Genomic DNA, 21,539 nt, shown 5'->3' on the forward strand with positions numbered 1-21,539 from the left:
GGCCGTTGCTCTATGACCGTCAGCAAACGCGAGGCGGGGCTGGCCGGCAAGAGCGCCGCTCGGCGGACGAGCCTGCATCGCCTGTCAGCCGCCGCAATCGTCGTGCAGGAAGGCGGTCGCTACGGTGTAGTCGTCGAGACCCGCGATGGCCGCCCGTCCCATCGCGAGAATGGCTTCCTCCGAGCTGCCGCCGATGTGCGGCGTGGCGATGAAGTTGGCCAGGCTCAGCAGCCGGTCGTCGTGCACGGGCTCCTCGGCGAAGACGTCGAATGCCGCCGCGGCGACCGGGCCGTCCCGGAGCACATCGATCAGCGCCTCCTCGTCGACGATGCCGCCGCGAGCGGTGTTTATCAGGATCGACCCGGGCTTCATGCTTCCGAGCCGGTCCCGCGAGAACAGCAGCCGGGTGGACCGGTCGAGCGGCAGGTGGAGGGTGACGACGTCGGCTGCCCCCAGCAGGTCGGCAAGCGGCGCCGCTTCGACCCCGAACTCCCGGTTGAACGCTTCGTCGTGAATGATGTCGTTCGCCAGGATCCTGCACCCGAACGGCTGCAGGAGCCGGACCAGATCCTTGCCGACATGGCCGCAACCGACGATGCCGACCGTGCGGCCCGACAATTGGCGGCCCGTGTGCTGCCGCCACTGGTGGTACTTGACCTCTTGGGCCGCGTTGGGAACGTGGCGCAACAGCGAGATCGCCAGGCTCAGCACGAGCTCGGCCACCGAGCGCCTGTTCACCCCTGGCGTCCATCCCAGGCCTATACCGGCCTCGGCAAGTGCGCGCAGGTCGAGCCCGTCGAGGCCGACCCCGTACTTGCCGACGACCTTGAGCTTCGGAAGCCGCGAGATGACCTCGGCGTTCAGCCGTTCCAGCGCAATGATCGCCTTGTCGGCGTCGGCGAGGAACGCGATCAGGTCGTCTCCGGCGAGACTGCGACCGAGATCGTTGAAACGGCTGTTGGGATAACGCGCCAGCAGTTCGGCCCGGAGAACCGGGTGCGCCGAGAACGACCGCGAACATACAGCGACCGTTGTCATCGGCCGGTCCCGGCCGCCCCGGCGTCGCGCAGCAGTTGCCTGCTTCCGGCGGCGACGAAGAGCGGAGCCGCCGGCTCGCTGCCGCCGCGCACCTCGAAGTCGCCACCTGCCGCCGTCACGATCGCCAGTCCCGCCGCCACGTCCCACCAGTAGATGCCGTCTTCCCGGTAGAAGTCGGCGCGCCCGCTTGCAACGTGCATCAGCGACAGCGCCGCCGAACCGATCATGCGCACCTTTCGCCAGCCGGAGAGTCCTTCCGCAAGTCGCCCCATCGCCTGCCGGTCGAACCCGCCGCCGACGGGAAGGCCAGTCATCAGGCAGGCCTCATTGCGTGAGCCGATCCCGGATATCGCGATCGGCCGGCCGTTGCAGGTGGCGGGCAGGTCGATCCCGCCGAGATAGCAGTCGCCGCTGGCAATGTCGTGGACCGCGCCGAACAGCGGCGTCCGGGCGCGGCAGACAGCGACCGCGCTGCAGAACGCCGGCTGCCCCCGGCGGTAGTTGTAGCTGCCGTCGAGCGGGTCGATGGTCCAGTACATGTCGTCGGCGGATCGGGGCTGTTCGGACCATCCGCCTTCCTCGCCGAACACCGGCAGCGGCATCAGCATCCGCAACTCCCGGCTGAGCTCGGCTTCGAGCTCCCGGTCCGCCACCAGCTTGATGTCGCGTCCCCGCTCCTCGACAACCCGGGCGAGCGACTCGCGTGTCTCAAGGCAGCGCGTCGCCGCGCGACGCAGGACTGCGGCAACGGATTCGGCCAGATCGTGGGGCAGTTCCGTCATCGCCGGCAGCGGATAAATTCGAGCGAAAACATACAGTTGCTGCTAATGCCCATTTCAATTGCGCGACGCAAGCGAAATCCGTGGCGGGCCTCCGCCTGGCGGTGCGCCGTCATGGACGAGTCCGGTTTGACAAAAGCGACCCACCTGCTTTGATGTCCACAGGGATGGCGGCGCGGGGACGACCGCCTCACCGGGGGTGGAACGACCGCTTTATTTCGCGGGTTCACAGGGAATTGGCGGGCTGGTCCGCACGGCCGGAAGGCGTGCGGGCAGGGTGTGGAACTATGGGTCGGCTGGGGAAATGACGACAGCACTTCGGGCGGAGAACGCCGTTTTCGTGACGCAGGACAGCCTGCTGCTGGTCGGCTGGTGCGTGAATGATCTGGACGAAGCCCCCTTCCTGAGGATCAACGGGAAGATCTACGCCCGGATCCCCCCGACCGAACGGCGCGCCGACGTGGCGGAAAACGTCGGCGGACGCCCGGACGCCCTGACGGGGATCAGGCGGATCGTGCTGTTGCGGCCGGACGACGCCGATGCCGACAGGCTGGAAATCGAACTGGTGCTGCTGCAGGGCGGCGAGGAGACGCTGTCGAACAAGCTCGTCGTCGGGACGGCCGCGAAGAACATCCATCGGGTCGTCCGCGACCTGGACGACAATACCGAACGCCTGGAAAGCCGGTACCGTTGGCCGGACAACCTGGAGGCCGGGCTGACCTCCGTCATCCTCGGTGTCTACAACGGCGAGAGGTACCTGCCGGCCGCCATCGACAGCATCCTCGCCCAGACCGACCGCAACATCCAGGTGATCCTCGTAGATGACGGTTCGACCGACGGGACCCGGGACATCCTGCTGGACTACAAGGACCAGGACGCCAGGATCGAACTGATCCTGAAGGACCGCAACGGCGGCCAGGGGCACGCGATCAATGCCGGAATCCTGCGCGCGCGCGGCGATTTGACCTGCCTGATGGACGCCGACGACCTCTGGTATCCGCAGAAGGTGGAGGTGGTCCGCGAGGTCTACGAAGAGCACAGGGCAGCCGGCCTCTACACCATCTTCCAGCACAAGCTGAACATCTGCTACGGCGACGAGGTCAGCCAGCACGAGTTCCGCGACGCGCTGCTCGATGGCGACATCATCAATTTCAGCCGCAAGGAGAAGATCTGGATCCCCGGACCGTTCATTCCGACGTCCGGCCTGTCGTTCCCCACGGAAATCCTGCGCGTCGCCTTTCCGGTCCCGCGAACGTTCCGCATCTGCGCCGACGGCTTCCTGACTCGCGCCGCCATCAGCTTCGGCCACAGCAAGGCGATCCCGGCGAATCTCGGCGCCTACCGCATCCACGGCGGCAACAGCACCGTCGGCAACGAGGCGTTCGACCAGCAGAAATACATCGCCGATGTCCTCGTTCCGGAGGTGAACGGCTTCTTCGAGCGAAAGAACATCGACCTGCGTTTGCCGATCGAGACGCGGTCCTATGAGAGCGTGCCGCTGAACCGGCTCGTTCCGGTGCGCACCGGGAAGGGCATCTACTACACCGGCGAGCCGAGACGCGAAGCGCGCGGCATCGAGGATTTCCGCGACATTCACAAGGGCAAGCGCGCCTTCATCGTGGCCACCGGCCCGAGCCTGGACATCGCCGACCTGGAGGCGCTGAAGGACGAGATCACGTTCGCCTGCAACAAGATCACGCTGGCGTTCGACGAGACGGACTGGCGCCCCACCTACTACGCGATCATCGATTCACTAGTCAGCGAGACCTTCGAGGTCGACTGGTCGGATCTGCCGTCGGTGAAGTTCTTCCCCGAGGACCTGAAGTCGCGGTACCGGGACGTCCCGAACGCGTTCTTCGTGAAGAACAGGACGCCGATCTACGACGGCGAGACCCGCGTCTTCGAGTTCAGCAAGGACCTGAGCCAGGGCGCCGCGGGTGGCTTCACGGTCATCTACTTCCTGCTGCAGCTGGCCTACCACATGGGCATCGAGGAGGTGTATCTGATCGGCCTCGATTTCAGCTTCAGCTACAAGGCCCTGTCCGGCGAGAAGACGACGAAGGGCGAAGACGTGATCGTCAACGGCGACGAGGTCAACCACTTCCACAAGGACTACCGGCCGGCCGGGGAAAAGTGGACGAAGCCGCGGCTCGACCTGCAGGAAGCCGCCTTCATCAAGGCACGGGAGGCCTTCCAGGGTGCCGGCCGCGCCGTCATCAACGCCTCGCGCAAGACGAGGCTCGAGGTCTTCGACAGGGTCGGCTTCCCGCAGCTGCTGCACGCCAGGCAGCAGCAGCTCGAGACCCTGCGCTTCGTCGGCGACATCTACGGCGGCGTCATCTCGGCGGACTACAATTCCGTGATCGAGGAACTCCGGGTGCGCGGCTGGATCACCCCGAAGCCGGAGCGCGTCGACATCCTCCACGACGGCCGGGAAGTGTGCTCCGCCAGCATCGAGCTGGAGGGGCACCAGAACCCGTCGCTGGTCAGCGGCGAGGGGATCTACATCTGGAACGCCACCGGCTCGGCGCCGATACGCTCCGGCGACCAGCTCCGGGTGCTCCTGACCTTTGCCGACGGCAGTTCCTCGATCCTCACCAGCCGGGTCGAAACCAGGAGCGAGGAAGACGACCTGAAGCTGGCGGTCCGGGAGCTGCATTCGCGCAACCGGCAGCTGCAGCAGCGGCTCGAGGCCGGCACGGAAACGGGCCGCAGGTTCACGCTCGACCGCTAACCGCCCCGGCACCCCCCAACCGATACCTAGCCCGATAGCGGAACGCGGCCGGAGAGAAATCCGTGCCGTGGTGGAACGGTGCGGCCGGACACCGCGTTAGCTCCACAGCCGACACCGCACCGAGGCGGTGATCTCGGGCCGACAAGCACGTTCATCGAAGAGGGGCTGCACCGTCGTTCAGGCGGTGACGGAACGATTGGACATATGGGGACATCCAGACAGACGATCGCCGACGCAGTGGCTTCGAAAACGGCGCGCCCCAAGGCGTCCCGGGGAAGGTCGGCATCGGCGGCGCGGCGGACGAAGGCCGCTGCCGGCGAGGCCGATACGGTTCGGGCTGCGACCGGAAACCGACTGGCCATCGAGGGCGTCGACCCGGAGATCGACGGCGGACGGTTTCCCGCAAGGGCCGTACTCGGCGAGGAGTTCGTGGTCGAGGCGGACATCTTCGGCGACGGTCACGACGTTATCGACGCCGCTGTGCTGTATCGTCCCGCCGTCCAGGATGCGTGGCTGGAGGCTCCGCTCGAGTTCCTGGAAAACGATCGCTGGCGCGGCGCCTTCTTCCTGACCGCTCCGGGTCTTCACCAGTATACTTTCATCGCCTGGCGCGACCTGTTCGCGACCTGGGCGCGCGACACCGAAAAGAAGATCGCCGCCGACAAGCCGGTTTCCCTCGAAATCGAGGAGGGGCGGCTGCTCGTCGATGCGGCGCTGAAGCAGGAACTGCGTCCCGACAAGCCCGACCAGGACGCGCTCAAGGCGCTCGCCAGGCGCCTGAGGAAGGCGGGCGAGGACGAGGCCCTCGGGATCCTCCGCGACCCCGAGACGGCGACGCTGATGGAACGGGTCGGCCCGCGCACCAATCTCAGCCGCTACGAACGGGTGCTGGCGGTCTTCGCCGACCGGCCGCGTGCCGCCTTCAGTGCGTGGTACGAGATGATGCCCCGCTCGCAGGGGGCTTCCGTCGACCGGCACGGCACGTTCGACGATGTCATCGCCAAGCTGCCATACGTCCGGGACCTCGGCTTCGACGTCCTGTACTTCACCCCGATCCATCCGATCGGCCGGACCAACCGCAAGGGCCGGAACAACAGCCTGACCCCCGGGCCCGACGATCCGGGCAGTCCCTACGCCATCGGCTCCGAGGAGGGCGGCCATGACGCCATCCATCCGCAGCTCGGCACGATCGAGGATTTCGACCGCCTCGTCGCGGCGGCCGCCGACCATGGCCTGGAGATTGCGCTGGACTTCGCCATACAATGCTCGCCCGACCATCCCTGGATCCGGCAGCATCCCGAGTGGTTCGACTGGCGGCCGGACGGCACCATAAAGTTCGCCGAGAATCCGCCGAAGAAGTACGAGGACATCGTCAACGTCCACTTCTACCGCGACGCCCTGCCGGACCTGTGGCTGGCCCTGCGCGACGTCGTGCAGTTCTGGATCGGGCACGGGATCAGGATCTTCCGGGTCGACAACCCGCACACCAAGCCCTTCCCCTTCTGGGAGTGGATGATCTCCGACATCCACTCCAGGCACCCCGACGTCATCTTCCTGGCCGAGGCCTTCACCCGCCCGAAGGTCATGAAGCGGCTGGCGAAGGTGGGCTTCAACCAGTCCTACTCCTACTTCACCTGGCGCGACGAGAAGGCGGGGCTGCAGGAATATCTCACGGAACTGACCCGCAGCGAGTGTCGCCACTACATGCGGCCGAACTTCTTCGCCAACACGCCGGACATCAACCCGTACTACCTCCAGACCAGCGGCCGGCCGGGCTTTCGCACCCGCCTCGTGCTGGCCGCCACGCTCGCGGGCAATTACGGCATCTACAACGGTTTCGAGATCTGCGAGGCCGCCGCGGTGCCGGGCAAGGAGGAGTATCTCAACTCGGAGAAATACGAGATCCGCGCCTGGGACTTCGACCAGCCGGGCAACATCAAGGACGACATCAGGCTGGTCAACCGGCTGCGTCGCGACCATTCGGCCCTGAGGCGCTTCACCTCGCTTCGGTTCTACAACGCCTGGAACGACAACGTCCTCTACTACGGCAAGTCCGACGAGGAGGCCGGCAGTTTCCTGCTGTTCCACGTCAATCTGGATCCCGTCAACGCGCAGGAGTTCGACTTCGAGGTGCCCCTCTGGGAGTTCGGGCTGCCCGACGAGGCGTCGATCGAGGTGCAGGACCTGCGCCACGGCAACAGCTTCACCTGGCACGGCAAGATCCAGCGGCTCAGGCTGGATCCGCATGAGTGTCCCTATGCGATCTGGCGGCTGTTTCCGCCTGGAAGTCCGAGGGAATGATGCTACAGCAACGCCGGTTGGACGGCATCATCAATCGCGCCGACGCGCAGTGGTATCGTGACGCCGTCATCTACCAGCTGCACGTCAAGGCCTTCCAGGATTCCAACGACGACGGGATGGGCGACTTCGCCGGCCTGATGCGCCGGCTCGACTACGTCCAGGAACTGGGCGCCACCGCGATCTGGCTGCTGCCGTTCTATCCCTCGCCCCTGCGCGACGACGGCTACGACATCGCCGACTACCGCTCGATCAATCCGTCCTACGGGACGATGCGCGATTTCCGCGCCTTCGTAACCGAAGCGCACGGCCGCGGGCTGCGCGTCATCACCGAGCTCGTGATCAACCACACCTCCGACCAGCATCCCTGGTTCCAGAAGGCGCGCCGGGCCAAGCCCGGGTCCGCGGCGCGGGATTTCTACGTCTGGAGCGATACCGACGAGAAGTTCCCCGAGACCCGCATCATCTTCACCGACACCGAGAAGTCGAACTGGTCCTGGGACCCTGTCGCCGGGGCCTACTACTGGCACCGGTTCTACTCGCATCAGCCCGACCTCAACTTCGACAACCCGCGGGTCCTGCGCGAGGTTTTGAAGGTGATGCATCTGTGGCTGGACATGGGGGTCGACGGGCTGCGGCTCGACGCCATTCCCTATCTGGTCGAGCGCGAGGGCACCAACAACGAGAACCTGCCGGAGACCCACGAGGTCCTGAAGAAGATCCGCGCCGAGCTCGACGCCCACTATCCCGACCGCATGCTGCTCGCCGAGGCCAATCAGTGGCCGGAGGACACGCGGCCCTATTTCGGGGAGGGCGACGAGTGCCACATGGGCTTCCACTTCCCGCTGATGCCGCGCATGTACATGGCCGTCGCGCAGGAAGACAGGCACCCGATCAGCGACATCATCCGCCAGACGCCCGAGATCCCCGAGGGTTGCCAGTGGGGCATCTTCCTGCGCAACCATGACGAACTGACGCTGGAGATGGTCACCGACAAGGAGCGGGACTATCTGTGGAACGTCTACGCGGAAGATCCGCGCGCCCGCATCAACCTCGGTATCCGGCGCCGGCTGGCCCCGCTGATGAAGAACGACCGGCGCAAGATCGAGCTCCTCAACTCGTTCCTGCTGTCGCTGCCGGGCACGCCGATCCTGTACTACGGCGACGAGCTCGGCATGGGCGACAACTACTACCTGGGCGACCGCGACGGGGTGCGCACGCCGATGCAGTGGTCGTCGGACCGCAACGCCGGCTTCTCGCGCGCCAACCCGCAGCAGCTCTACCTGCCCGTCGTCCTCGATCCGATCTACGGCTACCAGTCGGTGAACGTGGAGAGCCAGAACAGCGATGCCTCGTCGCTGCTGAACTGGATGCGCCGGATGATCGCGGTGCGCAAGCAGCACGTCGCGTTCGGCCGCGGCGAGATGAGGCTGCTCTACCCGAAGAACCGCAAGGTATTCGCCTATCTGCGTGAAAGCGGCGACGAGAGCATCCTGTGCGTGGGCAACCTCTCCCGCGCCGCCCAGGCCGTCGAGGTCGATCTGTCCGAATTCAAGGGCCGGGTGCCGGTCGAACTGACCAGCAATTCGGCGTTCCCGCCGGTCGGCGATCTGCCCTACCTGATCACCCTGCCGGCCTACGGCTTCTACTGGTTCCTGCTGGCCGACGAACACGCAGCGCCGGACTGGCACACGCCGATGCCCGACGTGATGCCTGAATTCATCACCCTGACGACCCGCGACGGAACCGTCACCGCCGCCGCGCGCGGCCGCGAAGGCCGCATCCTCGAAACCGAGATCCTGCCGGCCTTCCTGCCGCTGCAGCGCTGGTTCGGCGCCAAGGACCGCTCGATCGGATCGATCCGCGTCACGTCTCTGGCCGAGCTGGAGCGCGGCCGCCATGCGCTGGCGATCATCGAGGTCGAGGCAGGCGGGACGCAGCGCTACTTCCTGCCGCTCTCGGCGCTGTGGGGCGAGGAGAACCTCAGTTTCGGCGCAGCGAAGCTGTCCTACACCGTCGGCAAGATCCGCCGCGGACCTCGGGTCGGGGCGCTCATTGACGGGTCGGCAGACGAGGAATTCGCTGAGGCCATGCTGGCCGGCATGGCCGGGGGATCGGTCCTCGAGACCGACGCCGGCGACACGGTCCGCTTCGAGGGAAGCGACCTCCTGCGCGCCATCGAGGAACCCGGCGATCCGCGACCGCTGGCCGTCGAGCAGAGCAATGCCTCGATCGCCTTCGGCAACACGCTCGTCGTCAAGTTCTACAAGCGGCTGCGCGCCGGCGTGCAGCCGGATGTTGAGGTGTCGCGCTTCCTCACCGAGCAGGCGCAGTTCGCCAACACGCCTCCCTATCTCGGCTCCGTGGCGCTCGAAGCGGGTGGTGAAACGACCGTGCTGGCCGCCGCCTTCGGCTTCGTCGAGAACATGGGCGACGTCTGGAAGGTGCTGACGGACGCACTGGTCCGCCACCTCGAGGAACACGCGATTGCCGGCTCCGGCGACGACGGCGCCGGCGACACGGAGGAGCAGTCCTTCTATTTCCCACTGGCGATCGGCGAACTGCTCGGTCGCCGGACCGCCGAACTGCATCTCGCGCTCGCCACCCGGACCGACGACCCGGGCTTCGGCAGCGAACCCATCAGCGCCGACGACGTCGCATCCTGGACCGCGGAAGCCGCTTCGGATCTCGACGCGATGTTCGAACAGCTCGAATCCGGCGCCGACGGACTGTCCGAGGCCGCCCGTGAGGCCGCCGAGGCGATCTCCGGCAATCGTACTGCCCTCTACGAGCGGCTTCGGTCGGCATCGGCCATGCAACCCTCCGGCCGCCGCACGCGCATCCACGGCGACTATCATCTCGGTCAGCTGCTGATGGCCAAGAACGACGTCGCGATCATAGATTTCGAGGGGGAGCCGCGCAGGTCGCTCGACCAGCGGCGGGCAAAATCATCGCCATTGCGCGACGTCGCCGGGATGATGCGCTCGATCGACTACGCGGCCTGGTCGGCGCTCGACGGCTACTCCGCCGCAAACGAGATCGCCGCGGAGCGGGCGGGCGCCCGGGCGTGGTCCTGGCGGGACGCGACCCTCGACGACTTCGGCGCGGCCTACCGGGAAACCATCCGGTCGTCGAACGTCTATCCGGACGACGAGGCGTTCGCAGCGGCGCTGCTCGATCTGTTCCTGATCCAGAAGGCCGCCTACGAGGTGGGCTACGAGCTCGCCAACCGCCCCGCCTGGGTCGAGATCCCGTTGCGCGGACTGCTGTCGATCGTCGAAACGGGGAAGAGCGAGTGATGAAATCAGGTGCGACCTCCAGCCTCGACCCCGCCATGTCGCCGCAGGACATGGAGGCGATCGTCCGTGGCCAGCACGGCAACCCGTTCTCGGTGCTCGGCATGCACGGCGGCGATGGGAGTCCGCTGGTCGTCAACGTCTTCGCGCCGGACGCAGCCGAGGTGACGGTCATCGACGCCAGGCGCGACAAGCGCGTCGGGGCGCTCGAGCGCGTCCATCCCGAAGGCATATTCTCCGGCCGGCTGAAGGGCAGGAAGGCCTGCTTCCCCTACCGGCTCGAGCTGTCGGCCGGCAGCCACACCTGGCAGCGCGAGGATCCCTACCGGTTTCCCCCCGTGCTCGGCGAACTGGACGAGTACCTGCTCGGCGAGGGACGTCACCTGGAGCTGTACAGGCGGCTCGGCGCCCATCCGATGGTTCACGAGGGCGTCGCCGGCGTCGCCTTCAGCGTCTGGGCGCCGAATGCGCGGCGCGTCAGCGTCGTCGGCCCCTTCAACGCCTGGGACGGCCGCCGCCACATCATGCGCAAGCGCTACGGCGCCGGCCTGTGGGAGCTCTTCGTCCCCGGCATCGAACCCGGCAGCCTCTACAAGTACGAGATCGTCGGCGTACAGGGCGACGTGCTGCCGCTGAAGGCGGATCCGCTGTCGTTCTCGCAGGAGAACCCGCCCGCGACCGCCTCGATCGTCAGCGGCCTCGGCGACTATCGATGGTCGGACTCCACCTGGCTCGGCGAGCGCGCCGACCGGCAGGACCGCGCCGCGCCCATCTCCGTCTACGAGGTGCACCTGTCGAGCTGGCGCCGCGGCGAGCAGGGCGAGGTGCTGGACTACCGGACGCTCGCCGATCTCCTCGTCGACTACGTCACCGACATGGGCTTCACCCACGTCGAGCTGCTGCCGATCACCGAACATCCGTTCACCGGGTCATGGGGCTACCAGCCGATCGGCATGTTCGCGCCGACCGCCCGCCACGGCCCGCCGGAAGCCTTCGCGGCGTTCGTCGACCGGCTGCACCAAGCCGGCATCGGCGTCATCATCGACTGGGTCCCGGCACATTTTCCCGCCGACGCCCACGGCCTCGTGCGCTTCGACGGGACGGCGCTCTACGAGCACGAAGACCCGCGGATGGGCTTCCACCGCGACTGGAACACGCTGATCTACAATTTCGGCCGCACCGAGGTCGCGAACTTCCTGCAGTCGAGCGCGCTGTTCTGGCTGGAGCACTATCACGTCGACGCGCTGCGCGTGGATGCGGTCGCCTCGATGCTCTACCTCGACTACAGCCGCGAGCCTGGCGAGTGGATCCCCAACCGCTACGGCGGCAACGAGAATCTCGACGCCATCGCCTTCCTGCGCGACATGAACACGCGGGCCTACGAGCGGGTGCCAGGCATCCAGACGATCGCCGAGGAATCGACCGCCTGGCCCGGCGTCAGCCGCCCGGTCGACGCCGGCGGCCTCGGCTTCGGCTACAAGTGGAACATGGGCTGGATGCACGACACGCTCGACTACATGAGCGAGGACCCGGTCTACCGGAAATACCACCACGGCAAGATGACCTTCGGGATCCACTACGGCTTCTCGGAAAACTTCATCCTGCCGCTGTCGCACGACGAGGTCGTCCACGGAAAGGGCTCGCTTTTCGGCCGCATGCCCGGCGACCGCTGGCAGAAATTCGCCAACCTGCGCGCCTATTTCGGCTTCATGTGGACGCATCCGGGCAAGAAGCTGCTGTTCATGGGCGGCGAGTTCGGCCAGGAGCGCGAGTGGAACCACGACCAGTCGCTCGACTGGCACCTCCTTTCCGACGCGGGCCACTCCGGGCTCCAGTCGCTGGTGCGCGATCTGAACCGCCTCTACCGCGGCCAGCCGGCGTTGCACCAGACCGACACCGATCCTGACGGGTTCGAGTGGATCGAGGGCGGCGATGCCGAGAACAGCGTCTACGTCTACCTGCGCCGCGCCCGCTCGGAGGCGCCGCCGGTCGTGGTCGTCTGCAACATGACGCCGCTGGTGCGCCACGACTACCGCGTCGGCGTGCCCGGCGGCGGCACGTGGCGCGAGATCCTGAATACCGATGCGGAGGCCTATGGCGGCTCCGGCGTCGCCAATCCCGAGCCGCTGGCCGCCGTCGAACCCGGCTGGCACGGCCGCTCGCATGCTCTCAACCTGACGCTGCCGCCGCTCGCGACAATCGTCCTGACCAGGGATTCCTGACTCAATGGCAAGCAATCGGAATAGGGTGCTGGCGGGATCGCCCTTTCCCCTCGGCGCCCGCTGGGACGGCAGCGGGGTGAACTTCGCCCTGTTCTCGGCCAACGCGACGAAGGTGGAGCTCTGCCTGTTCGACAAGAACGGGCGGCGCGAGATCGAGCGCGTTCCGCTTCCCGAGTACACCCACGAGATCTGGCACGGATACCTGCCGGATGTCCGGCCCGGACAGCGCTACGGCTACCGCGTGCACGGGCCCTACGAGCCGAGCGCCGGCCACCGGTTCAATCCGCACAAGCTGCTGCTCGATCCCTACGCGCTGGCGCTGCACGGCGAGATCCGCTGGCACGATGCGCTGTTCGGCTACCGCATCGGGCACCAGCGCGGCGACCTCTCGTTCGACCGCCGGGATTCGGCCTTCGTCATGCCGAAATGCGTCGTCGTCGATCCGGCGGTAACCTGGGGGCCGGACATCAAGCCGGAGATCCCGTGGGCGAAGACGGTCGTCTACGAGGCCCACGTCAAGGGGCTGACCGAGCGCCGCGAGGACATCGCCGCGCCGCTGCGCGGCACGTTCGAGGGCCTCGCCCAGCCGAGCGTCATCGAGCACCTTGTCGATCTCGGCGTGACGGCGATCGAACTGCTGCCCAGCCAGGCCTTCTTCGACGACCAGCACCTGGTCGAGCGGGGACTGAGCAACTACTGGGGCTACAACACGATCGGCTTCTTCGCGCCGGCGCCCCGCTACATCACCCCCGACGGCAGCATCCACGAGTTCAAGCACATGGTGCGGCGGCTACACGAGGCCGGCATCGAGGTCTTCCTGGACGTCGTCTACAACCACACCGCCGAGGGCAACGAACTCGGGCCGACGCTGTCGTTCCGCGGCATCGACAATGCCAGCTATTACCTGCTCGGCGACGACCCCCGCTACTATTTCGACTCCACCGGCACCGGCAACACCGTCAACATGCGCCACCAGCGCGTCCTGCAGATGGTGACCGACTCGCTGCGCTACTGGGCCGAGGACTGCCACGTCGACGGCTTCCGGTTCGATCTGGCGAGCTCGCTGGGGCGAGACCGGGAGAACTTCGACCCCAACGCCGTCTTCTTCGACGCCATCTGTCAGGATCCCGTCCTGTCCCGGGTCAAGCTGATCGCCGAGCCCTGGGACACCGCCTCGGAAGGCTACCAGCTTGGCCACTTCCCACCGGGCTGGGCGGAGTGGAACGACAAGTTCCGCGACGCCGCCCGCGGCTTCTGGCGCGGCGACAAGGGCGTCGTTCCGCAGCTTGCCGATTGCCTGCTCGGATCGGCGCAGCTGTTCGAGAACCGCGGCCGGCGGCCGTGGGCGAGCGTCAATTTCATCACCGCCCACGACGGCTTCACGCTGGCCGACGTGGTCAGCTACAACGACAAGCACAACGAGGCGAACGGAGAGAACAACGCCGACGGGCATTCCCACAACGTCAGCCGCAACTGGGGCGCCGAGGGCCCCACCGACGATCCGAACATCAACGCCATGCGGGACCGCGCCCGCCGCAACCTCATGGCGACGGTGATCCTGTCGCAGGGCACCCCGATGCTCCTGATGGGCGACGAGTTCGGCCGGTCGCAATCGGGAAACAACAACGCCTATTGCCAGGACAACGAGCTGAACTGGGTCGACTGGTCCCAGGCCGGGGAGGGCGGATCGGAATTCCAGGAGTTCGTGCGCGGTCTTCTTGCCCTTCGCGCCTCCCGGAAGCTCCTCAGTCACGACCGGTTCCTGCATGAGGACCCGGACGTCGGCGGCGGCACGTATGCGCTGTGGCACCGGCCGGACGGCGAGCCCATGCGGCCCGAGGACTGGACGTCTCCGGACCTGCAGTCCCTCGGCCTTCTCCTGTGCAGTCCCGACACCTGCCTGCTGCTTCTGTTGAACGCGCGCGAGGAGCCGGTGACGTTTCGGCCGCCGGTGCCGCTGAAGTCGGGATGGGGTGTTCTCGTCGATACCGCCCGCGGGTCGGTGCTTCAGGAGCCCGGCGAACCGCTGCAGGAGGAATCCCTGGCGGTGCCCGAGTATACGTTGCTGCTCCTGGAGAGCCGCGAATGACGCCGACTGAGGACCGTGCGACGCGGACCTTCCCGAAAACGTGGGGTTCCGAGTTCGTCGGCGCCGGAACCGTCCGCTTCCGGATCTGGGCGCCGGAGGAGGCAGGCGTCTCGCTGCGCCTCGAGGGTCGCGATCGTCCGATGACGAAAGCCGATGACGGATGGTTCGAGACCACCGTCGACGATGCCCGTCCCGGCCAGCCCTACAGCTTCATCCTCGACGACGGTTTCGCGGTTCCGGATCCTGCGTCGCGCGCCCAGGCGGATGACGTCCATGGCCCGTCGGTCCTGGTCGATCCGCGCTCCTACCGCTGGCAGCACGCCGGCTGGTCCGGCCGCGACTGGGAAGAAGCCGTCATCTACGAGCTTCATGTCGGAACCTTCACGCCCGAAGGAACTCTGCGCGCCGCACGCGGCAAGCTGCAGCACCTGGCGGAGACCGGGATAACCGCGGTGGAGCTGATGCCTGTCGCGCAGTTCTCGGGCAGGCGCGGCTGGGGATACGACGGCGTCCTGTACTACGCCCCGCACAATGCCTACGGCACGCCGGACGATCTGAAGGCCTTCGTCGATGCCGCGCACGGGCTCGGGCTGATGGTGCTTCTCGACGTGGTCTACAACCACTTCGGCCCGGACGGGAACTATCTGCACCGCACTGCGCGGCGGTTCTTTCACGAGGATATCCAGACGCCGTGGGGCGCGGCAATCGCCTACGAGCGCGAGCCCGTCCGCCGGTTCATCGTCGAGAACGCTCTCTACTGGCTGGAAGAGTTCAATCTCGACGGGCTGCGCCTCGATGCCATCGACCACGTCCGCGACGAGGCATCCGAGACGGAGATCCTGGTCGAGATCGCGGCGGCCGTGCGTGCCCGCGACTGGGGCCGCCAGGTCCACCTGACCACCGAGGACAACCGTAATATCACCCGCCTCCACGAGCGCGCCGAGGACGGCAGCGTTCCGCTCTATACGGCGGAATGGAACGACGACGTCCACAACGTCGCGCACGTTATCGCCACCGGCGAGGTCGACGGCTACTATACCGACTTCGCCGAGGACCACTGGGGCAAGTTCGCCCGTGCCCTCGCCGAGGGCTTCGCCTATCAGGGCGAGACCTCGCCGCATGGCGGCGGCACGCCGCGGGGCGCGCCCAGCGCCCACCTGCCGCCCACCGCCTTCGTCGATTTCCTCCAGAACCACGACCAGACCGGCAACCGCGCCTTCGGAGAGCGCCTGCTCGTCCTCGCCGATCGCGACATGGTGCGGGCGCTGACCGCGATCCTGCTGCTGTCGCCCCATGTGCCGCTCCTGTTCATGGGCGAGGAGTTCGCCGAGACGCGGCCGTTCTGCTTCTTCACCGACTTCCACGGCGATCTGGCCGACGCCGTGCGCAAGGGCCGGCGGCGCGAGTTCGCCGGCTTCGGCGCATTTCAGGGCGACGAGGCGGAACTGACGCACATTCCCGATCCAAATGCGCCCGAGACCTTCGCCGCCTCGCGCCTCGACTGGGACAAGCTGGAGACCGGCGAGGGCCGGGAATGGCACGCCTTCGTCCGCACTTTGCTGGACATCCGGCAGCGTGAGATCGTGCCGCTGCTCAAGCAGGCTTCCGGCAATTGCGGCACCGTCGTCCTGGCGGAAGAGGGCCTGGTCTGTGTCGACTGGCGCCTGGGCGGCGCGGTGCTGTCACTGCGCGCCAATCTTGGCACCGGGGCCTTGGGCGTACCTGCCGCGACCGGTGCGGTCCTGCATGCCTGCGGCGGCGGGATCGACGCGGAGGGTGCGCTGCAGCCGCGTTCCGTCGTCTTCTCGCTCGACGGGGCCGGAGCCGCGCCTCGTGACGACCCTTGACGAACTCGCGCGGGCGCACGGCATCGCCTTGTCCTACAGCGCGCCGAAAGGCCGCGTGCGGGTGCCCGCCGCGACCAAGCGACGGCTTCTCGCCTCGCTGGGAATCGAGGCATCGAAACGGTCCGAGGCGAGCGCCGTCTCCGTCGATGCTCCCGTCATGCGCACCGCCGGGACGGCCCGCTGCTTCATTCCGGACTGGCTGGAAGAGGGCCGCGCCTGGGGAATCTCCCTCCAGCTCTACGAGCTGCGCTCCTCCAGGAACTGGGGCATCGGCGACTTCGCCGATCTGGAGGCGGTATGCCGGATCGCTGGCCGTGCCGGTGCAGACTTCATCGGCCTGAATCCGCTGCACGCCATGTTCACCGCCGAACCGCGCAAGTGCAGTCCGTTCTCGCCGTCGAACCGGAGCTTTCTCAATCCCCTCTATATCGCCGTGGACGCTGTCCCTGGCCACGGGTCGGAGGTGGTCGACACGGACCGGCTCGCACGGCTGCGGGCAACCGACGTCGTCGACTACGCCGGAGTTGCGGAGGTCAAGCTCGATATCCTGCGCAGGCTCTTCCGTCGTTGGAGGAACGGCGGCGGGGAAGGGGGCTGGTCGGCGTCGGCGTTCGATGCCTTCTGCACGAATGAAGGGGAGAACCTGCGACGGCACGCCCTGTTCGAGGCATTGTCTGCCCGCATGGTCGCGGAGGGCCACGGCAGCGGCTGGAAGGGATGGCCGGCGGAGTACCGGGACGCCGGCGGCGCGGCGGTGGCCGAATTCGCAGCCGCGAATGCCGATGATGTCTCCTTCCACATGTGGCTTCAATGGATCGCGCGTCTGCAGCTCGACGCGGCCCAGCGCACTGCCCGCGAAGCCGGGATGCGCATCGGCCTCTATCTCGATTTCGCCGTCGGCGAGGCGCCGGACGGATCGGCGACCTGGAGCAACCCGCATCTCGTCATCGCAGACATGTCGGTCGGCGCCCCGCCCGACATCTTCGCCGAGCACGGCCAGAACTGGGGTCTGGCGCCGCTGTCGCCGACCGGTCTGGCCGCCGGCGACTTCGAGCACTACCGCACGCTGGTGTCCGCGGCGATGCGCTCGGCGGGCGCGCTGCGGATCGATCACGTCATGGCGCTCTGGCAGCTCTTCTTCATCCCCGAAGGCGGCACCGCCGCCGACGGTGCCTATGTGCGCTACCGGATTGACCGGCTTGTCGAGGTTCTGGCGGAGGAGTCCCGGACCCACCGCGCGCTGGTGATCGGGGAGGACCTCGGCAACGTGCCCCGCGGTTTCCGCACCATCATGCGAAACGCCGCGATCCTGTCCTACCGGCTGCTCTACTTCGAGCAGGAGGAGGGGGTCTTCCGGTCTCCGGGGGACTACGCCCGTGTCGCTCTGGCCTGCTTGTCGACGCACGACCTGCCGACGCTGATCGGCTGGTGGCGCGGCACCGACGTAGCCTTGCGGCAGACCCATGGACTGGTCGACGCGGAGACCTCGCGTATCCACGCCGAAGCGCGGCGGACCGAGCGGCGAAATCTGCTGGCCGCGATGGTGGCAGCGGGCACATTGCGGGCCGAAGATGCGTCCGCCGAAGCGGACGGCGACTACTTCGAGGCGATAGCGGTGGCCGCCCATCGATATGTCGCCCGGTCGAGCTCGATGCTCGCCAATGCCCGGCTGGCCGATCTCGTCGGCGAGGAGCGCGCCACCAATCTTCCCGGTACCGTCGACAGCTATCCCAACTGGCAGCTGAAGCTGGACGTCGCCGTGGAGGACCTTGCCGACACGTCCCTGTTCCGGGCGATCACCGCTGCGATGGCGGCCGAAAGGCCGAGACTGCCATGAAACCGACTGCCACCTACCGCCTGCAGTTCCGAAACGGCATGACCTTCGACCGCGCCGTCGGCATCCTGCCGTATCTGAAACGTCTCGGCATCAGCCATCTCTACGCCTCGCCCGTCTTCACGGCGACGAGCGGCTCAACCCACGGCTATGACGTCACCGATTGCAACGAGCTCGATCCCGCCATCGGCGGCCGCGAGGGATTCGAGCGCCTCAGCAGGGCCCTGAAGGACCACGGTCTCGGACTGATCCTCGACATCGTCCCCAACCACATGGCCGCGTCGCTGGAGAATCCGTGGTGGCGCAGCGTCGTCCAATGGGGCGAGGACAGTCCGTTCGCGAGGCATTTCGATATCGACTGGTCGAAGCGCCTGACGCTGCCGCTGCTGGGCGGGCCCTTCTCGCAGGTCCTTGCTGCCGGGGAGCTGAGCCTTCGTCTCGACAGGGACAACGGCTGCCTCGCGCTTGCCTACTACGACCACGCCATACCGCTCGACCCCCGCACCTGGCCCAACGTGCTCGACGTCATGGGCGATGCGGGGCCGGAGGAGGTTCTTCGCGGTCTCGCCGCCGGGGCCGGCCCCTCCGATGCGGAACCCCTGCGCGAGCATGTCCGGAACCTGGGAGACGACACCGCCGCCGCGTTCGCGGGCCGGCTGGCCGAGCTGTCGCGCGAGCCGGCGGTCCTGGAGGCCCTCCACGACAGCCAGCCCTGGCAACTGACCGACTGGCGAGAGGCGCGCCGCCACCTGAGCTACCGGCGCTTCTTCGAGGTCACCGGCCTCGTCGGCCTGCGCGTCGAGGACGAGGAGGTCTACCGCGATGCCCATGGACTGATCCTCGATCTGGTCCGCTCGGGGCAGGTCGACGGCCTGCGGGTGGACCACATCGACGGCCTCGCCGACCCCACCTCCTATCTCCGCCGCCTGCGCGCGGACGTTGGAGCCGACACCTACCTCGTCGTCGAGAAGATTCTCGAAGGCGACGAGACCCTGCCCGCGGACTGGCCGATCGACGGAACGACCGGCTACGAGTTCATAACCGCCATCGGCGCGCTCTTGACCGACGAGCGGCAGGCCGAGGCGCTTCAGGACGCCTATTCCGACTGCCGCGGCGGCCGCGCCGACCTCGAAGAGGAACGCCGCGCCGCGAAGCAGACGATGCTGCGCGTCAATTTCGAGGGAGAGGTTTCGAACCTGGTGACCCTCCTGCGGGGCATGATGGGTGAGCACGATCAACCTGCGGTGTCGGCCGACCAGATCCGCGACGCGATCTGCGCGGTGATCGTCGCCTTTCCGGTCTACCGGACCTATGCGACATCGGAGGGGATGTCGGCGGCTGACAGGACGGTTCTGGAGGAGGCGGTCGCCGAAGCCCGTCGCTTCGAGCCGTCGATTCCCGGCCAGGCCTTCGATGCGCTTCTTGACGCAATGAATGACACGCCTACGGCACCGCGACGGCACAGCCACGGCACATTCCTGGCACGGTTTCAGCAGTTGACTGGCCCGGTCATGGCAAAGGCCGTCGAGGATACGCTTTTCTACAGGTTTAACAGGAACTTGGCGGTGAACGAAGTGGGCGGCGACCCCGCCGACGTCGAGATCGGTCCGGAAACGTTTCATTCCCGCATGGCCCTCCGCGTGGCCGCTCAGCCATACGGTCTCCTGGCGACATCCACCCACGATACCAAGCGTGGCGAGGACGCCCGCGCCCGGCTCTATGCGATCTCCGAGGCCCCGGGCCAATGGGCGGAAGCGGTGGCGCGCTGGAGGGCGCGCCATGCGCCACTGGTGACGAAGCTACCGGTCGGACCCGCCCCCGAACCCGATACGGAATGGCTTGTATATCAGGCGCTTGCCGGCGTATGGCCCGCGGACATCGATGCGCGCGAGGGCTGGCTTGACGATCTCCGCGACCGCTTCGCCGGGTATCTCGAAAAGGCGCTGCGCGAGGCGAAGCTCCGGACGAACTGGACAGACGTCGACGCCGGGTACGAGGGCGCGGTCCAGGCCTACGCGGCCGCGCTGCTGAACGGCGACAATGCTGAATTCCTTGAGGATTTCGCCATGGGGATCCGTCCCTTCGTGGCGGCCGGGGCGGTGAACTCGCTGGCCCAGACGGTGATAAAGCTGAGCGCGCCGGGCATCCCCGATGTGTACCAGGGCGCGGAATCCTTCGATCTGAGCCTTGTCGACCCCGACAACCGCCGCCCGATCGACTTCGCCGGGCTCGATCGCAGCCTCGACGATCCTGCCGAAGACAGCGGATCCAGGCTGAAGCAGCACGTCCTCGCGCGCGGGCTTTCCCTGCGTTCGCAGCATCCTGACCTGTTCACGAAAGGCGACTACCGGCCTCTGCAGGCGAAGGGGAGCCGGCAACGCCACGTCGTCGCCTTCGAGCGGCGCCACGGTGACGATCGTGCGGTTGCCGTTGTGCCCCGGCTTCCCTTCGCGCTCCTGCAATCGGGCAGATCATTGTCCGACGCCGAGGTGTGGGGCGATACCGTCCTGGAACTGTCCGACCTGCGGCCGGGCGAGCGTTTCGTCGATATCTTCAGCGAGAACGACGCCAGGTCCGGGGAGGAACTGTCCGTGGCGAGGCTGTTTTCCCGCCATCCCTTCGCGATTCTCCTGAACCGGCCAGGGTCGCAGGCGCGGTAGTCAGTCCGGACGGCGCGGCACCACCAGGTTTCCGACCGAAATCTGAACCGCCTCGTCGTTCTGGTTGAAGGTGGTGGTGCGGATCTTGATGATCCCCTGCTGAGGCCGCGTTCTGGACGGGCGAACCTCGAGAATTTCGCTCTCGATGCGCAATTCGTCGCCCGGACGCACGGCGAGTGGCCAGCGAAGCTCGTCGAAGCCCGCCCCGATCAGGCCGCCGGCGGGTTTCAGGTCGCTGTCGACCAGAAGCCGCATCGTCGCAGCCGACGTGTACCAGCCGCTGGCGGCAAGGCCCCGGAAGAACGTCTGCTTGGCGGCCTCTTCGTCGAGATGGAACGGCTGCGGATCGAATTCCGCGGCGAACCGCTTGATCCGCTCCGCATCCACGACGATGGTGCCCGAGCCGAACACCTGGCCTACCTCGAAGTCTTGGAGATATCGGCCCGTCATCCCTCGACGTCCGTGATCGGACGGTCATCGCCCCGAGCGACCTCCTCGTGCCATTTGCCGTCCTTGTCTTCCCAGGCGATTCCGGTCGTCTCGCCCGGCACGCGCTGCTCGGCCGCCGCGCGGCGTGCTGCCTCGAGAGCGGAATCGTGGCTCGGGTAAGTCTCCGAATAGACGTCGTCGACCCGGTAGGCCCAGCCGCCGTCGTGCTCCACAATCTCGTAGGTAACGATCGCCATCGAAATCTCCCTCCTGGGCTGTGCAACGGTTAGCGGCGCCGGCCGCCGGCCGACGC

General features: G+C 67.1%; 12 protein-coding genes. 8 read left to right on the forward strand and 4 right to left on the reverse strand.

Annotated features, from left to right (window positions below):
* Window positions 1-84: 84 nt before the first annotated feature.
* Entirely contained in the window at window positions 85-1,038 is a 954-nt protein-coding gene (locus V3328_RS22205; RefSeq protein ID WP_340331914.1) for a phosphoglycerate dehydrogenase, read from the reverse strand.
* A complete protein-coding gene (locus V3328_RS22210) occupies window positions 1,035-1,820 on the reverse strand; it encodes an inositol monophosphatase family protein (protein ID WP_340331915.1) in 786 nt (261 codons plus the stop codon). Before V3328_RS22210 ends, V3328_RS22205 begins: the two co-directional genes overlap by 4 nt.
* A gap of 301 nt (window positions 1,821-2,121) precedes the next feature.
* On the opposite strand from V3328_RS22210, the gene V3328_RS22215 reads away from it, so the two are divergent.
* The 8 genes from V3328_RS22215 to treY all read left to right on the forward strand — a co-directional run bounded on the left by V3328_RS22215 (window position 2,122) and on the right by treY (window position 20,797).
* Complete coding sequence (locus V3328_RS22215) at window positions 2,122-4,551, forward strand: glycosyltransferase (protein ID WP_340331916.1); 2,430 nt, start codon at window positions 2,122-2,124, stop codon at window positions 4,549-4,551.
* A gap of 204 nt (window positions 4,552-4,755) precedes the next feature.
* A complete protein-coding gene (locus V3328_RS22220; protein ID WP_340331917.1) occupies window positions 4,756-6,852 on the forward strand; it encodes an alpha-1,4-glucan--maltose-1-phosphate maltosyltransferase in 2,097 nt (698 codons plus the stop codon).
* Complete coding sequence (gene treS / locus V3328_RS22225; protein ID WP_340331918.1) at window positions 6,849-10,148, forward strand: maltose alpha-D-glucosyltransferase; 3,300 nt, start codon at window positions 6,849-6,851, stop codon at window positions 10,146-10,148. The genes V3328_RS22220 and treS overlap by 4 nt, the downstream gene beginning before the upstream one ends.
* Entirely contained in the window at window positions 10,148-12,367 is a 2,220-nt protein-coding gene (gene glgB, locus V3328_RS22230) for a 1,4-alpha-glucan branching protein GlgB (RefSeq protein ID WP_340331919.1), read from the forward strand. Before treS ends, glgB begins: the two co-directional genes overlap by 1 nt.
* A gap of 4 nt (window positions 12,368-12,371) precedes the next feature.
* Window positions 12,372-14,456 (forward strand): glycogen debranching protein GlgX, encoded by a 2,085-nt coding sequence (gene glgX / locus V3328_RS22235; RefSeq protein WP_340331920.1) that lies wholly within the window; start codon window positions 12,372-12,374, stop codon window positions 14,454-14,456.
* Window positions 14,453-16,303 (forward strand): malto-oligosyltrehalose trehalohydrolase, encoded by a 1,851-nt coding sequence (gene treZ, locus V3328_RS22240; protein WP_340331921.1) that lies wholly within the window; start codon window positions 14,453-14,455, stop codon window positions 16,301-16,303. The genes glgX and treZ overlap by 4 nt, the downstream gene beginning before the upstream one ends.
* A complete protein-coding gene (gene malQ / locus V3328_RS22245; RefSeq protein WP_340331922.1) occupies window positions 16,290-18,140 on the forward strand; it encodes a 4-alpha-glucanotransferase in 1,851 nt (616 codons plus the stop codon). Before treZ ends, malQ begins: the two co-directional genes overlap by 14 nt.
* Window positions 18,137-20,797: a malto-oligosyltrehalose synthase gene (treY, locus tag V3328_RS22250; RefSeq protein ID WP_340331923.1), complete on the forward strand. Its 2,661-nt coding sequence runs from the start codon at window positions 18,137-18,139 to the stop codon at window positions 20,795-20,797. Before malQ ends, treY begins: the two co-directional genes overlap by 4 nt.
* Here the strand turns inward: treY and V3328_RS22255 are convergent, their stop codons facing one another.
* Window positions 20,798-21,247, reverse strand: coding sequence for a MaoC family dehydratase (locus V3328_RS22255; protein ID WP_340331924.1), 450 nt, complete (start codon window positions 21,245-21,247; stop codon window positions 20,798-20,800). It abuts the gene before it with no gap.
* Complete coding sequence (locus V3328_RS22260; RefSeq protein WP_340331925.1) at window positions 21,244-21,483, reverse strand: DUF2188 domain-containing protein; 240 nt, start codon at window positions 21,481-21,483, stop codon at window positions 21,244-21,246. Before V3328_RS22260 ends, V3328_RS22255 begins: the two co-directional genes overlap by 4 nt.
* Window positions 21,484-21,539 lie beyond the last annotated feature (56 nt).

The organism is Microbaculum marinum, assembly GCF_037855135.1.
GTDB lineage: Bacteria > Pseudomonadota > Alphaproteobacteria > Rhizobiales > Tepidamorphaceae > Microbaculum > Microbaculum marinum.